The sequence below is a fragment of the Alphaproteobacteria bacterium genome, assembly GCA_018063245.1.
GTDB lineage: Bacteria > Pseudomonadota > Alphaproteobacteria > JAGPBS01 > JAGPBS01 > JAGPBS01.
Genome location: JAGPBS010000026.1, coordinates 1 through 14,516, shown reverse-complemented (window position 1 = coordinate 14,516; position 14,516 = coordinate 1). Strand labels below are relative to the sequence as shown.

At 38.8% G+C, this 14,516-nt stretch carries 13 protein-coding genes and 1 tRNA gene; 11 read left to right on the top strand and 3 right to left on the bottom strand.

The genetic code is table 11. The features are described 5' to 3' along the window. The first annotated feature begins 12 nt into the window (after positions 1 to 12). From KBF71_05030 to KBF71_05015, 4 genes are read left to right on the top strand one after another with little or no spacing between them, the layout of a single operon-like run. Complete coding sequence (locus tag KBF71_05030) at positions 13 to 1,260, top strand: CCA tRNA nucleotidyltransferase (GenBank protein MBP9877681.1); 1,248 nt, start codon at positions 13 to 15, stop codon at positions 1,258 to 1,260. Between the two features lie 22 nt (positions 1,261 to 1,282). After that, complete coding sequence (locus tag KBF71_05025; GenBank protein MBP9877680.1) at positions 1,283 to 2,236, top strand: GNAT family N-acetyltransferase; 954 nt, start codon at positions 1,283 to 1,285, stop codon at positions 2,234 to 2,236. Positions 2,237 to 2,255: 19 nt separating this feature from the next. Next, positions 2,256 to 2,897, top strand: coding sequence for a DUF2608 domain-containing protein (locus KBF71_05020; protein ID MBP9877679.1), 642 nt, complete (start codon positions 2,256 to 2,258; stop codon positions 2,895 to 2,897). Between the two features lie 40 nt (positions 2,898 to 2,937). Continuing rightward, positions 2,938 to 3,720 carry a hypothetical protein gene (locus KBF71_05015; GenBank protein MBP9877678.1) on the top strand — a complete coding sequence of 261 codons (783 nt, stop codon included), beginning with the start codon at positions 2,938 to 2,940 and terminating at the stop codon, positions 3,718 to 3,720. Here KBF71_05015 and KBF71_05010 read toward each other — a convergent pair. Beyond that, positions 3,710 to 3,970: an aspartate-semialdehyde dehydrogenase gene (locus KBF71_05010; protein MBP9877677.1), complete on the bottom strand. Its 261-nt coding sequence runs from the start codon at positions 3,968 to 3,970 to the stop codon at positions 3,710 to 3,712. The genes KBF71_05015 and KBF71_05010 overlap by 11 nt on opposite strands. A gap of 177 nt (positions 3,971 to 4,147) precedes the next feature. Here KBF71_05010 and KBF71_05005 point away from each other — a divergent pair, with 177 nt between their 5' ends. Beyond that, complete coding sequence (locus KBF71_05005; protein ID MBP9877676.1) at positions 4,148 to 5,416, top strand: hypothetical protein; 1,269 nt, start codon at positions 4,148 to 4,150, stop codon at positions 5,414 to 5,416. 24 nt (positions 5,417 to 5,440) lie between these two features. On the opposite strand, the gene KBF71_05000 is transcribed toward KBF71_05005, so the two are convergent. After that, positions 5,441 to 7,135: a long-chain fatty acid--CoA ligase gene (locus KBF71_05000; protein ID MBP9877675.1), complete on the bottom strand. Its 1,695-nt coding sequence runs from the start codon at positions 7,133 to 7,135 to the stop codon at positions 5,441 to 5,443. A 144-nt stretch (positions 7,136 to 7,279) separates the two neighbouring features. Here KBF71_05000 and KBF71_04995 point away from each other — a divergent pair, with 144 nt between their 5' ends. Both KBF71_04995 and KBF71_04990 read left to right on the top strand, forming a co-directional pair. Then, positions 7,280 to 8,425, top strand: a complete 1,146-nt coding sequence (locus KBF71_04995; GenBank protein ID MBP9877674.1) for an FIST C-terminal domain-containing protein — start codon at positions 7,280 to 7,282, stop codon at positions 8,423 to 8,425. A gap of 18 nt (positions 8,426 to 8,443) precedes the next feature. Beyond that, positions 8,444 to 10,468: an EAL domain-containing protein gene (locus tag KBF71_04990; protein MBP9877673.1), complete on the top strand. Its 2,025-nt coding sequence runs from the start codon at positions 8,444 to 8,446 to the stop codon at positions 10,466 to 10,468. Positions 10,469 to 10,522: 54 nt separating this feature from the next. Here KBF71_04990 and KBF71_04985 read toward each other — a convergent pair. Beyond that, positions 10,523 to 10,598: transfer RNA gene (locus tag KBF71_04985), tRNA-Lys, on the bottom strand. A gap of 172 nt (positions 10,599 to 10,770) precedes the next feature. On the opposite strand from KBF71_04985, the gene KBF71_04980 reads away from it, so the two are divergent. The 4 genes from KBF71_04980 to KBF71_04965 form a co-directional block, all read left to right on the top strand. Next, positions 10,771 to 11,313 (top strand): PAS domain-containing protein, encoded by a 543-nt coding sequence (locus KBF71_04980; protein ID MBP9877672.1) that lies wholly within the window; start codon positions 10,771 to 10,773, stop codon positions 11,311 to 11,313. Between the two features lie 3 nt (positions 11,314 to 11,316). Next, the gene (locus KBF71_04975) at positions 11,317 to 11,694 is read left to right on the top strand and encodes a hypothetical protein (protein MBP9877671.1); all 378 of its coding nucleotides are present in this window, start codon (positions 11,317 to 11,319) and stop codon (positions 11,692 to 11,694) included. A 47-nt stretch (positions 11,695 to 11,741) separates the two neighbouring features. Next, a complete protein-coding gene (gene sppA, locus KBF71_04970) occupies positions 11,742 to 13,616 on the top strand; it encodes a signal peptide peptidase SppA (protein ID MBP9877670.1) in 1,875 nt (624 codons plus the stop codon). Continuing rightward, the coding region (locus KBF71_04965) for a DNA topoisomerase IV subunit B (protein ID MBP9877669.1) at positions 13,609 to 14,516 on the top strand (908 nt) is incomplete at its 3' end. The genes sppA and KBF71_04965, both read left to right, overlap by 8 nt.

Sequence of the window (14,516 nt, the reverse complement as noted above, 5' to 3'; positions counted from 1 at the left end):
AGGTCTCAAAAAATGTCGACACGTCAAAAGCCAACTGGATGGATTAAACTTCAAAACGAGCTTGTCCACCCAGAGGTCCAACAGCTCCTATCTCTGCTTTGCAGAGGTGGGATTGATTCGCGTTTTGTTGGTGGTTGTGTGCGGGACTGTCTTTTGAAAAGACCTATCAAGGATATAGATATTGGAACGCCCTTGCTTCCTGAGCAAGTGATTGATCTTTTAAATAGATACAAAGTCAAAACCTTAACACAAGGTATTGAATATGGGACGGTCACAGCTATTCTGCCTCACTTTAAAATTGATATCACAACCTTGCGTAAAGATGTTGCAACAGATGGTCGTCATGCTGTTGTGTCTTACACGGATAATTGGCATGAGGATGCAAAAAGACGTGATTTTACATTTAATGCGCTGTCGTGTAATTTACGCGGAGAGCTTTATGATCCTTTCATGGGAATTGCCGATTTAAGGGCAGGACGTGTGCGCTTTATTGGAAAAGCTGAGGATCGAATTCTTGAAGATAATTTACGGATGCTCCGTTATTTTAGATTTTATGCTCATTACGGATTTCCCCCTGTTGACAAAGAAGGCAGGCGGGCGATTATCAAGCATAAGGAACTGTTGAAAACTTTGTCAAAAGAGCGTATTCGTGATGAGTTTTTACATCTCTTATCAGCTTCAGATCCTGTGCCAACACTAAGATACATGCTTGAAAATGGCATTTTGCAGCAGATTATTCCTGAAGTAACGGACATCGATGTGTTAGAGCGTCTTATTTCTTTTGAAGCTCAATATGGTGAGATTAAGCCTTTGCGTCGTTTAATTGCTTTAGCTCCTGAGAAGAACGATTTTATGGAAGCATTTGCTTTATCTGCAGCGATTGATAAAAAGATCAAGCTGCTACAAAAGCCAAAGAAGGACAAGCTCTTGCAAGATCCTGCAGAGATTAATCTCTATCTCTATCATTACAGTGTTGAGACGGTTCGGGATATATTATTTTTGCATGCTGCCTTGCATCATGGATCGATCACGGATCTATGTGCATCTTTGATTCAAACACGTTTTTGGAAGCCTGTTACCTTCCCTGTAACGGGTGAAGATTTGAAAGCCCAAGGCTTGACTGAAGGTGCTGAGCTAGGTCAGGCATTGAAAGAGCTTGAAAGATGGTGGATCAGAGATGGCTTTAGAGCAAATCGTGAAGAGTGTCTTTCTTATTTTGCAAGTACCCAGACAAAAACGAGCGGCAAAAAATCTAAGTAAAATATCGTTTTGAGAAAATTCGATGAGCACAACACAAGATATCGAAGTCGTTCCTTATAATCCGGAGTGGCCACATTTTTTTGCCTTTGAGGCAGAATTGATCCAGAAAAAACTGGATGATGCTTGTCTTGCGATTCACCATGTGGGCTCAACCTCAGTGCCAGGTCTTGCGGCAAAGCCTAAAATTGATATCATTGCCGTTGTGGTCGATCCGGCAGCACTTATCCCACTCTTTGAGGCGATCGGTTATTTTTATAAAGGTGAATATAATATTCCATTGCATTATGGGTTTGCGAAACGAGGCGATGTAGATGTCAATCTGCATGTTTATGAAGAGGGCCACCCTGAGATTGAACTCAATTTATTATTCAGAGATTATCTCAGGGCTCATCCTGATGTGAGGGATGAGTATGCAGCCCTTAAATATAGGCTGCTTGATGATCCAACGTCTTTTGAGAAAAAAGAATCAGCTTTTACAGGCTATAATTTGGGCAAGGATGCTTTTATCCGACGTGTGATTGAAGCAACAGGATTTAATCGCATCAGATTGATGAAATGCACGCATTATGCTGAATGGAAAGCAGCCAAGTCTTTTCGCAAAAAATACTTTTTTGAGCCTGCAGGGATTGTAGATCCGTATGAATGGACTTTTAAGCATCCGGAGCATGAACATCTGGTTCTTTATCAAGGCTCAGAGGTTATTGGATATACTCATTTGCAGCTTTGGCCAGAGCAGAGAGTTGCCATGCGCATGATTGTGATTGATGAAGAAAAGCGAAATCAGGGTGCTGGGAGTATCTTTTTGGCCCTGTGCGAAAAATGGCTTCAGCGAAAAGGGTGCAAGAGTATTCATGCGGAATCAAGGCAAGCATCTCTTGGCTTTTACAGGAAGAATGGATATAGTGAGATGGCTTTTCATGATCCGGATGGCTATGAAGCTGGTTCTGAGGACATAGCCGTGGGGAAAGTGTTGTAAATCGAATAGGAAAATCTCAATGAAGGAAATTAGAGGTCTGTTATTTTGTATTGCGATTTTTGCTTCAGTCGCTTTCTTTTTTACGAGAACAGGTTCTATCAGTGATATTCAGTCTTTTGACGAAGTTGATTTCAGTCAGCTCGGGTTGCCAGGTTCTCTTGTTTTGTTTGATGTGGATCAGACCTTGATTCACCAAGGAAATTTATATATGAGCAATGCGGACTCGTATCATGAAAATCCTCCGCTTATTGAGCCAAGTATTATTGAGAAAATTGAGTTGCTCAAGAAACGTCAGATTTCTATATTGGCTATTACGGCAATGAATACAGGGAAATCTTGGCAGCATGATCGATTAGAAAAATGGCGATATGATCATTTGAAAGAACTAGGTTTTGAAGGTGATTTTGATGATCTTGATTTTGACATCAGAGGTTTTAAGCGGCATCCGGTTTTCTATAAGGGGATTATTGTAACAGATGGTGAGCATAAAGGTCCTGTTATGGGAGTCGTTTTAGATAGGCTTTCTTTGACGCCCAATGAAATTATTATGTTTGACGATCGTTTAGGCTTTTTGGAATCTGTAGAAGCTGAGTGCAAAGGTCGTCATATTCCTTTTCACGGCTATCATTATCTGGGTGCAGAAGATGTGGTTAAACGATAGAGAGTAGGAGAGTTACTTTATGTTAGATTGGAGAGAATAAATGCGTATATTATTGAGTTTTATGGTTGCCGTTTTGTGGGCGACTTGTGCCAATGGGTTGGTATTAGAAGAGTTGATCGATAATGGTCAATTGGAGAAAACTTTGAGCCATCAAAGAGTGGGCTATTATATTGGATCGTTTGATCCTTTACACAAAGGACATGAGAAGGTCGCGAGCCTATGTCTTGAAAACGATCTTTGTAATTATGTGATTGTCTATCCATCTTGGGGCGGAGATACCTTTAAAAGGCGTATCGATGTTCAAAGGCGTCTTGATATTCTTTTTGCTGTGTTTGAGAAGCATCCGACAATTATTGTGACGCGATTTCCACCAAAAAAATTGCAAGATACACTGACCGAGCCAGATGTTTCTAAAAATGGTTTTGTAAAACCAGTCTTTGCAGGCATGTCTTTTATTGGAATTGTTGGCTCAGATACAGCCCTTGCGGTTGCAAAAAGCGAGCAAGCTTTATCAACATTTATGACAGGAAATTTATTGACTGAAATGCATTATGAGCACACAGTGGGTGGATGTATGGCGCTGCCTGTTGAATCATTTTTTGTCGTGATGAGAGAAGGAGATGGTATAAAGTCTCTGGAAGGAAAGATCGGACAAAAGAAAATGGCGGCGGTTGTTGATGCTCATTCAGATGAGAAAGGGTTTTCATCCACAAAGGCGAAGAAGATCTTAAGCGAAGGTGGCTCTCTCGAATCAATGCTCAGTGAGCCAGTGATTGATATTATCCGGAAGCATCATTTGTATCGTGACGGATCTAAACAGTAAATTCCCCATTGCGAAACGTTACCAAACAAGGTTTGATCAAGGTTGATGAGGCGATTTTGACAGAATGCAGAGGTCCGTCTAAATTTTTCTCCCAATAAACGAGGAACTGCATCAAAACTGGGAATTTGGGTGCTAAGTCAAATTCTTGCCAAATGTAAAATTGCAAGATATCTGGATGATCAGGAAGGCGATATAGGATCTCAGCAGTTGTTAAACGATAGTCCTGTAATTGAAGTGTTAAATAATCCATGCTCAACTCTCCATTCCTTAGTCTTTATATGCTTATTATAGCAAAAATTTAATAAAATTTCATAATATAAAGGAGGGGAGATCAAAAATGTTTGTTTTTTGTTGTGTTTCAGGCTCTATTAGAGTACATTTAGTTTAATATTTTTTAAAATCACTTTGTATTGAAAGGCATAGGAAAATGGCAGGATTAGCTAGTATTGATTCACAAAGTAGTTCAAGAGAACTGACACCAGAGCAGACAGGTGATAGAACTGTGTCAAAGTCTTCTGAAAGTCTTTCTCAGAAGGTTGAATCATCAGCCTCATCAGAAAGTCCTGATGGAGTGAGGCTTTCACAGCATAATGTCGTGGTAGATAATAGTCATTTGAGTGTGGCTGATATTATTGCGAACAGAGAAAAAGTGATTGGAGCTCTCCTTGGTGAAAAAGGTGCGCCGTCTCCAATATTGGAAACTTTGAGAGTGATCGAGCCAAAGAATTATGCAAAATTGCAAGCTTTGGCTAAAACATGTGCTACGAAAGCTCAGCGGACAATGATTGATAATTATGAGTATGATCGCCTTTTCCCAAAAGTACAATTTTCAGAGTTTGATAAAGGTCAATGGAAGGTATTTCGGAAAGCTCAAAGGATCGTCATGCAAATTGCTTCTGAAAATAAACTGTCTCTTATGGCAGTATTGAATGGTTTATCATTCATTTCGTTAATGCGTGATCCTATTGCCATTTCACAGCATATTATAAAATTTAATGCATTGCGTCGAAAGGCAAATAAAATTCTCAAGCAAAAAGGTGAAAACAGAATTTCACTATCAGATGCTTTTTTAGCCTATCAAGACTGTGCTGAGCAACTACACAATACTGGATATAGTAGTTTTACCTATAATAATCAAAATTTAGTTATGCTTCCTATGAATGTCCAGCTCTCTTTGAGTCATAAGGAATCGAGTTTTAGCTTTGATTTTTCCGGGTGTCGCCTTGCAGAGTTTCCTGAGTGTGCGATAAGACCCGCTTTAAGAAATTTGAAATTAGAGGGTAATTTATTTACAGAAATACCAGATTGTTTCCAGAACTGCAAAGATTTATATGAAGTTGAATTGTCGAATACGATGATTTCGAGCCTGCCATCAAGTTTGTTGATGAATCCCGGATTAACAAATTTGTCTATAAAAAATACTGCTATTGATACACTTCCAGCAGAGCTAGATCACCTCCCCTTAATAGTGACAGAAGATGGTGCTGAAATTAATGCATTGATGCGGATTGATTTTACCGGCAATGGGATTGATTGGAAGACTTTATCGAAGACTGACAAGAAAGTGGTTGAAAAACTGATAAGTCTTGAAACTGCAGTCCTTGGCATTACACTGCCGAAACATCTTCGTTTTAAAAATAAGATAAAAGAGATGCCTTTCAGACACTCATTGAAGAAGCACGTTCTGAAGATATAATATCCTGCTTTCTGACTTGCCAAGCTACTTTTCAGATGCCAGCACATCTTTGCGGGAGAGCTTGCCGATCATTGTTTTAGGAAGATCCGTCCTAAATTCAACGATTTTAGGCAATTCAATCGGAGAGAGCTTATCTTTTAAGAAAAGAGCCAAGTCTTGCTCAGTTAGAGATGTTCCATCCTTTAGCACAATATAGGCCTTTACAGTTTGCCCGCGATATTGATCAGGAATCCCTGCAACGATACATTCTTTGACAGATGGATGTAGGTAGATAGCTTCTTCGACATGGCGAGGATAGACATTGTATCCACCGGCAATGATGAGGTCTTTAATTCGGTCAACAATGAAAATATAACCATCTTCATCCATATAGCCAATGTCGCCTGTATGGAAAGTACCATTGATGAGCACTTGATCAGTCTCCTTTTGATTTTTCCAATAGCCTTTCATGACTTGAGGTCCTCTGATGCAAATTTCTCCTTTTTCATAGACAGGCTTAATGGTCGTTTGGTCTGCTGGATCAATAATTTCAACAATTGTTTGAGGGAGTGGTAGGCCTACAGATCCGGATTTATTGATACCGAAGATAGGGTTTATAGCTGTAACAGGCGATGTTTCAGTGAGTCCATATCCTTCAACCAATTTGCAGCCAGTGATGTCTTCAAATTCAGCCTTCGTTTCCATTGCGAGAGGTGCTCCGCCAGAGATGCACATTTTGAGTGATGAAATATCATAGTGAGAGAGAGTCTTTTCATGTAAGATTGCATTGAAAATTGTTGGAACAGCTGGAAAAAGGGTGATTTTGCTGGAGCTGATGATGCTGAGGACTTCTTCAACATTAAATTTTGGAAGAAGGGTGATTTCAGCGCCAATTTTTATGCCCATATTCATGACGCCTGTCATTGCAAAAACATGGAAGAGGGGGATAACGCCAAGCATTCTTTCATACCCTTTTTCTATGCCTTCAAACCAGAGTTCAGTTTGTTTTGTGTTGGCATAAAGATTTTCGTGCGTTAGCATTGCTCCTTTTGGTGTGCCGGTTGTGCCCCCGGTATATTGAATGAGAGCAACATCAATAGAAGGTGAAATTTGAACAGGCTGGTAATCACCTTCATTCTCAATGAGTTTTGCAGCGCATAAATATTTTTCATCTTTTGGAATAGGGCTCAGTTGACTTGAGCCAAAAAGAGAGACGAATGTTTTTTTGAAAAAGGAGAGTAGGTCTTGCATTTGACAAACAATGATTTTCTTTAAATGTTTATTATCAAGAAGACAAGGTAATTTACTCATAATGAGTTTTGCATCAAGTGTCACGATATACTCACACTCGCTATCGCTTAGTTGGTGTTGCAGTTCTTTTTCAGCATAGAGGGGGTTAAAATTAACAAGAGTTGCCCCAACTTTCAGCGCACCAAAATAAGCAAAGATGTAGTAAGGGACATTTGGGAGAAGAAGTCCGATGCGTGTTCCTTTTGTAACGCCTAGATCTTGAAGGCCCTTGGCGAAGCGATTGATCATTTGTTCTGTTTCGCGAAAGGTGTATTTTTTCCCCATAAAATCAAGGCATGAATGGTCTGCAAATTCTGAACAGGAGTCATCAATCATATCAATGAGAGATTTATGTTCGAATTTTGAGAACCAGTTGACATTGTCAGGGTAATGATCTAACCAAATATATTGATTACTTTGTTCTTTGAGGGCAACCAAGACAGACTCCATTATGAAAGATGAGATAAATACTTAGTCTTATTCAATCCTAAATTTTTTAGAAAATGATTAATATTTTGAAAAATGGACTTCATTTTATAATTTTCTTAAAGGGATCGGTCTAAAATGATTTAAAAGATAAAATAAGGAGGTTATATGCGAATTTCTCAAGGAAGATGGCGTAATGATCAAGGCCTTGTTCTAACAGAAGGTGAAGTCAATTCTTCTAAAGTCACTTTGGTTCTTTATTTTTGGAGCACAGATCAAGAGACGGCGAGTACAGCTTATGATGATCTCAGAAAACAGTTCCCAAATGCTCAAATTGCCGGATGCTCAACGGGTGGTGAAATTATTCATGATTTAATTTTAAATGATAGTGTGGTTTATACAGCGATTGAGTTCGAAAAAGGCTATGTAAAAATGGTTGTTGAAAATTTTATTCAAGGAAGTGATTGTTGTCAAATTGGTCAAAACATTACAAAGGCACTTGATCAAGAAGATTTGAAGGGTGTTTTTGTTCTCTCAGATGGGTTGTCTGTCAATGGATCAGAGTTAGTCAGTGGTTTTGATGCTTTGTCAAAACGTAAGATACCTGTGACAGGAGGTCTTGCGGGGGATCAAGATCGATTCAAACAGACATGGGTTTCTGCAAATGGACATCCTCTGTCTCATCAAGTTGTTGGTATTGGGTTTTATGGAAAAGACTTATCTTATCATCATGGTAGTTATGATGGATGGGAGGTGTTTGGGCCAGAAAGAATTGTGACGACTTCTCAAGGCAATGTTCTTTATGAATTAGATGGAAAGCCTGCCTTAGAATTGTATAAAAAATATTTAGGGCCAGAAGCTGATCATTTGCCTGCCAGTGCTTTGTTATTTCCTTTGGCTATCTGGGATGGAGACAAAAAAGATGAGATGCTGGTGCGGACAATTCTGAGTGTGAATGAAGAAGAGCAAAGTATGACTTTTGCAGGTGATATTCCAACGGGCTATACAGCTCAATTGATGTGGGGAAAAATAGATGCAATTGTTGAGGCTGCAGGTAGAGCCGCTGAAAAAGTTTCATCCATTGTCTTGCCAGAAGCTCAGAATCAATGTTCAATAGTGATTAGCTGTATCGGTCGTAAGATATTGATGGGTCAGCGGGTTATTCAAGAAGTAGATACTGTTTCAAAAGTGCTGGGAGCCAAAAATAAAAAGATTGGCTTCTATTCATACGGAGAAATTGCACCGCATGCTTTGAGTGATAAGTGTGAACTGCATAATAAGACAATGGCGATTACGACTTTTGCAGAAAAATAACATGGTTGATTAATTCAAATGAATATTAAGTTGATAGAGGTTTTTAATGATTTAGAGGATGATTTACATCATCCCTTATTGAGGAATCAACTTTCGCGCTGTATGAATGATTCGGGAGAGCTTGATATTAAGAAGCTTTTGTTGCTTATTGATCAGGCTTATGAAGAGGAAGATAAAGGGCGCAAAATATCAGTTCACGCAAGTCAAATAATGTCAGAAGAAGTGATGGAGGTGAATAAGGAGCTGCGTCAAAAAACAAGTGCTCTGCTTGATAGTAAAGAGCGATATGAACTTGTGAGCCGAGCTGCAAATGATATTGTTTGGGATTATGATTTTGAAAAGAAGAGAGTGATTTTTTCTCAAAGAGCGGAAAGAATTTTTGGAGATGATTGGAAACCGGAAGTTGGGATTTCCCTTAAAGAATTTTTATTCTTTGTGCATCCAGAAGATCGTTTGTTTTTTTATCGTGAGGTCAAAACACATTTGAGAAAATTTTCTAAAAGAATAGAACTTGAAGCGCGTATAAGAGATAGAGAAGGGATGTATTTTTGGGTTTTCATTAGTGGGCTTGGAAAGTTTGATATTAAGAATCGGCCGATTCGTCTCGCTGGTTCGATCACAGATATTTCAGAGCGTAAAAATTATGAACAGACTCTTTATAAAGCGGCTTTTTATGATGCATTGACGGGATTGCCGAATCGAGCACTTTTTATTGATCGATTACAGCAAGTGATTAATAGAGAAAAGCGTTTGGGGGAACGGCCAGCCGCTCTTTTGCTGATTGATTTGGATCGATTTAAAGTGATCAATGATACATATGGGCACAATGTTGGAGATGAAGTGATTCAAGCTGTTGCAGAAAGGTTGAAGAAGTTTATCCGGCCAAATGATACTTTATCTCACCTTGCCGGAGATGAGTTTGCTTTATTGCTTTCTGAGATTGATCATGCGGATGATGCAACGCAAATTGCCGATAGAGTTTTAAGAGAATTTGCAGCTCCATTTTATATTGGGAAGAAAAAAATTATTTTAAGTGCAAGTATTGGGTTATCGATCATTGATCATAAATCAACTCACGCGGATGATGTTATGCGTTATGCAGATCTTGCAATGTATAGTGCTAAATCAGAAGGTAAAGCAAAAGCACAAGTTTTTGATGAAGGCCGTCATAAGCATATGTTAGAAAACTTAGAGATAGAAACAGATTTACAGCATGCTCTCTCTAAGGATCAATTTATTGTTTATTATCAGCCTATTATTGATTTGCAAACAGGCAAGATTGAAGGTTTTGAAAGTTTGATTCGATGGTGTCATCCTGTAAAAGGTTTTATCCCGCCTCTTGATTTTATTTCAATTGCAGAACAAACAGGTTTAATAGGAGGTATTGGTGAGTTTGTTTTGAAATCAGGTTGTCACCAACAAAGGCTTTGGGCAAAGCAATTTAAGCATCCGCCATCTCTTGCGATCAATGTATCTGTCAAGCAATTGATGGATGATCGTAGTTTTGATAGATTGTTGGGTATTTTGGATAAGGCTAAAATTCCATTATCGACTCTGAAGCTTGAAATTACGGAATCGATGATTATGCATGATTCAAAGCAAATGTTTGATAAGTTGATTTTATTGAAGGGAAAAGGGGTAACGCTTTGTATCGATGATTTTGGGACAGGCTATTCATCTTTAAGCTATTTGCATCATTTTCCTTTTGATGTGCTCAAAATTGATAAGAGCTTTGTTGATCGTATTACTTTTGATGATAAAACATATCGGGTTGTGATGAGTATTTTAAATCTTGCCAAGGATATGAATATTAAAATTGTTGCTGAAGGCATTGAAACAATAGGACAATTTGATATTTTAGAACGCTCAGGCTGTCATTATGGGCAAGGTTATTTATTTTCAAAGCCCGTGACTGTTGATGTTGCAACGCATTTCATTCAAAAAGAGATAAAATTTCCAATTGAAAATAACTTTGTCAAAAAAACACAAATTCCAGTTGTTTCTGAAACGAAAGCAAGAGAAATAGTTATGGGTTCCGGATAGCAGCCAAGGGTTTTCGAGATTTAAATTTGAGGACGGGAATGAAAGTCTGTAAAATGGTGAGCCCGACAGGATTCGAACCTGTGACCCTCTGATTAAAAGTCAGATGCTCTACCGACTGAGCTACGGGCCCACAATGTGTGACAATAGAGGAACAATAATGGTCTTTTTACAATTCGTCAAGACTAAAGTTGGGTTTTTTGAATTTTTTTCTCATTCCAAGTAGCAGTAGAATCTGCTAGGATGATGTACGATACTAAAAATCTTTTATTATCAATGTAGTTCACCTTATCTCGATGGGTCATATGCAAGAAAGTGTCAGTACAGATTTTTCAGCTTTAACAGAAAAACGATTTGTTTTTGGTCTTTTGGAGATATGGGATCAGTTTAAGAAAGATAAAAGATTTCCGTCTCAGGATGATTTTAACAGGTTTGATACCTTTGGATTATGGGATCAGTGTTTTTTGCTTGAGCTTAATGAAAATCCATCAGAGTGGCATTTTACTTATATGGGAAATTCTTTGAAAACAAAGGATTGGAAGAATGAATTTTATACATCTCTCTTTCAGATTCCCTCAACGTCCTTGATTCAACATGCCTTATCGAATATATCTTTTGTGATGAATAAAGAAGCGCCTTACATTTTTGGTGGGCAAATCGTGGATGATGAGCATACAATCATTTATCGGATGATTTTATTGCCTTTATCTAAAGATGGAACATCAATTGATTCGATCTTGGGTGGGATTAGTTCAAATAAATATGATACTTATGCTCATGAAATTGATTTAAAATACCAAACAAAGCGTCAAGAAGACGAACAATTAATCCCTCAGACTGAGCTGTAGAGAATGAGTATACGTGTTACTTTTGAGATACAAGAGAAAAAAGAATCAAAATGGATGATTGCGTCCATTTTTGATGATGAGTATATGGCTGAAGAAGAAGCAGATAGGCTGATTCATCAAAAACAAAATGAGATTCGGATTGTCAGAGAAAAATTTAATATGAATACATTATCTGCGGATCAAGAAGTGATCTTTACCAGTTCTGTTCGTAAGGCTGTTCAGGAGTCTCATCTAGAAGATATATTAGCCGCACAGGCTGAAATCAATTTAGATAATCGGGTATTTGGCGTTCCTTGGAATATATCTTTTTTAAGGCCTGCAGGGATTGCATTTGTTTTTCTTCTTATCATTTCTCTTGCGGCTATAACAATCCTCAGCTAATCTATCCTTGCCGTAACAGATCCTTATTTATCTCATAGGAGTTCTTCATGATCTTGCTAAAATATATTGTACGATTTTTTGCCTTTATCGGAATTTTGTCGATTCTAATGATTGTCGGCTTGTCAGTTCTTATTGTCAAAAGCTTAAAATCAGAGAAGGTTGAGATTCCAGAGAAAGTGGTCCTGACATTGAAATTGAATCAATCGATTCAGGAAATGACGTCATTGGATAATTTTAGTTATTTTTTCTCAGCTCCTAAAGACTATAGAGTGTTGATTAATAGTATTGATCATGCAGCAGATGATGATCGTGTGAAAGGAATTTTCATTCAATATCAAAGCCCTGTATTTGGACCGGGAGAAATTCAAGAGTTTCGTCGTGCGCTTAAAAATTTTATGAGTAAAGGCAAAGCCTGTAGTCTTCATGCTGATACGTTTGGGGAAGAAGGATCAGCTTCATTTGATTATTATCTAGCATCATCATGTGAAAAAATTTCACTGCAATCAACAGGTATGGTTGGGCTCAGTGGTCTCTACATTACAATGCCTTTTGGAAAAGATTTCTTTGAAAAATTTGGTATAAAGCCTGATTTTCTGCATGTTGGTGATTATAAGTCTTTTGTTGAGCCATTTGAGCGAGATGATTTTTCAGCAGCGCATTATGAAATGGAAAAGGATTTGATGACTCAGTATGAAGAGGCAATCGTGCGCGATGTGTCAGCCGATCAAAAATTTGATGCAGCTCAATTTAAAGAGGTTTTCACCAATGGCCCGTACTTTGATACAGAGGCGCTTGAAAAACATAAGCTTGTTCAAGAGATTGCTTATTACCAAGATGTCAAAGAGCGCTATTTGAAAACACTAGATGAAGAGGCACAATATTTATCAATCTTCAAATATGCAGAAAGTTTAAAAGACAATCCAACAGACATGCAGTTAAAAGTAGATGCTCTGACCTCAAAACTCAAAGAAGTTTCTGGTGAAAAAGAAGCTGATCAAAACAAAGAAGAAGCCGCGACATCAACTGGACCAAAGAAAATTGCTTTTATTCTCGCTTATGGTGAAATTGTGAGAGGCTTTAAGCAAGCTCCTTTTGGAGAGAGTGGGAAAATTGAAAGCTATGTTTTGGCTGATCAAATTGAAAAAGCCGCTGCAGATCCTGAGATAGCAGGTATCATTTTAAGAATCAACAGCCCAGGAGGATCTCCGGTTGCCTCAGATACGATTGGTCAGGCGATTTTAAGAGCAAAGACAAAATATCAAAAACCGGTGATTATATCTATTGCCAATATGGCCGCCTCTGGAGGGTATTGGATTGCTGCCCATGGCGATAAAATTGTTGCGGAAGAGCTGAGTTTGACAGGATCGATTGGTGTTTTCGGAGGTAAATTTGTTTTTAAAGATTTCTCTGAAATGATTGGTGTTCACTGGAGATCAATTTCAACAGGCGGTACTGCTGGTATTAGCTCGATGACAGATGTTTTCAATGATGTACAACGTGCTCGATATCAGGGCGTTATTGAAATGCTGTATGATCGGTTTGTCAGTGTTGTCTCTCAGCAGCGCGGCATGTCGAAGGATGAGGTTGAAAAATGTGCAAAGGGTCGTGTTTGGACCGGGAAGCAAGCGCTTGAATTTGGTCTTGTTGACGCCCTTGGTGGGATGGATGTTGCCAGAGATTTGATGACTGAAAAACTCGGTTTGACGGATCAAAAAGATTTGAATCTTATTTATTACCCGCCTCAAAAAACACCGTTTGAAGAGATATTTAGCTTCACGGATACAGATATGGAAGCTTCTATTTCAAGTCTCTTTCATAAATTGTTGATGCGTGAAGTGAAGGGATTTTTGTATGAGAGTCAAGGTGTCTCATCATCTTTGATGATGCCGTCACTTGCACAGGAAGTAACGCATAATGACTGATCTTTTTGAAGAAAATAAACAGCTGGCCCAAAGGCCAGGAGAAGCATACTCAGCTGAAGATATTCAGGTTTTAGAGGGGCTCGAGCCAGTAAGGCACAGGCCTGGCATGTATATTGGTGGTACAGATGAAAAGGCGTGCCATCATTTATTTGCTGAAGTTCTTGATAACTCAATGGATGAGGCAGTTGCGGGTTTTGCAACGCGTATTGAAGTTGAAATGGATGCTGAAGGTTATTTAACAGTGCGGGATAATGGGCGCGGCATTCCTGTGGATGAACATAAGAAGTTCCCAGGAAAATCAGCGCTTGAGGTTATTTTAACAACGCTTCACTCTGGTGGAAAATTCTCAAACAAAGTCTACCAAACCTCAGGTGGATTGCACGGGGTTGGTCTATCTGTTGTGAATGCTTTGTCAGAAAAACTTGAGATCGAGATTGCACGCGATCGCAAGCTCTATCAGCAAAGCTATAGTCGAGGTCATCCACTGACGTCTATCATCGACATGGGCCCGGTCAGCAATAGGCGCGGAACAAGTTTACGCTTTAAGCCTGATGCCGAGATTTTTAAAGAATATGCTGAGTTTAAGCCAGGATTAATCTACAAAATGGCCAGATCAAAGGCCTATTTGTTCAGGGGCGTTGAGATCCGCTGGAAATGTGATCCTGCTTTGTTAGAAGCCCATGGCCTTGCTGGTAAAGTCCCTGAATCTGAAAAAATACATTTCCCAAATGGTTTGGAAGATTTTCTACAGCAGCTTCTTGAAAAAGAAAATTGTCTAACGCCTGGTCTTAAAATTTTTGCAGGTACTGTTGATTTTTCTGATCAACAAGGCAAGCTTGAATGGGCGGTTGCTTGGCCAGAGGAAGAAGTGAACAGTTATCTGTCCACCTATTGTAATAC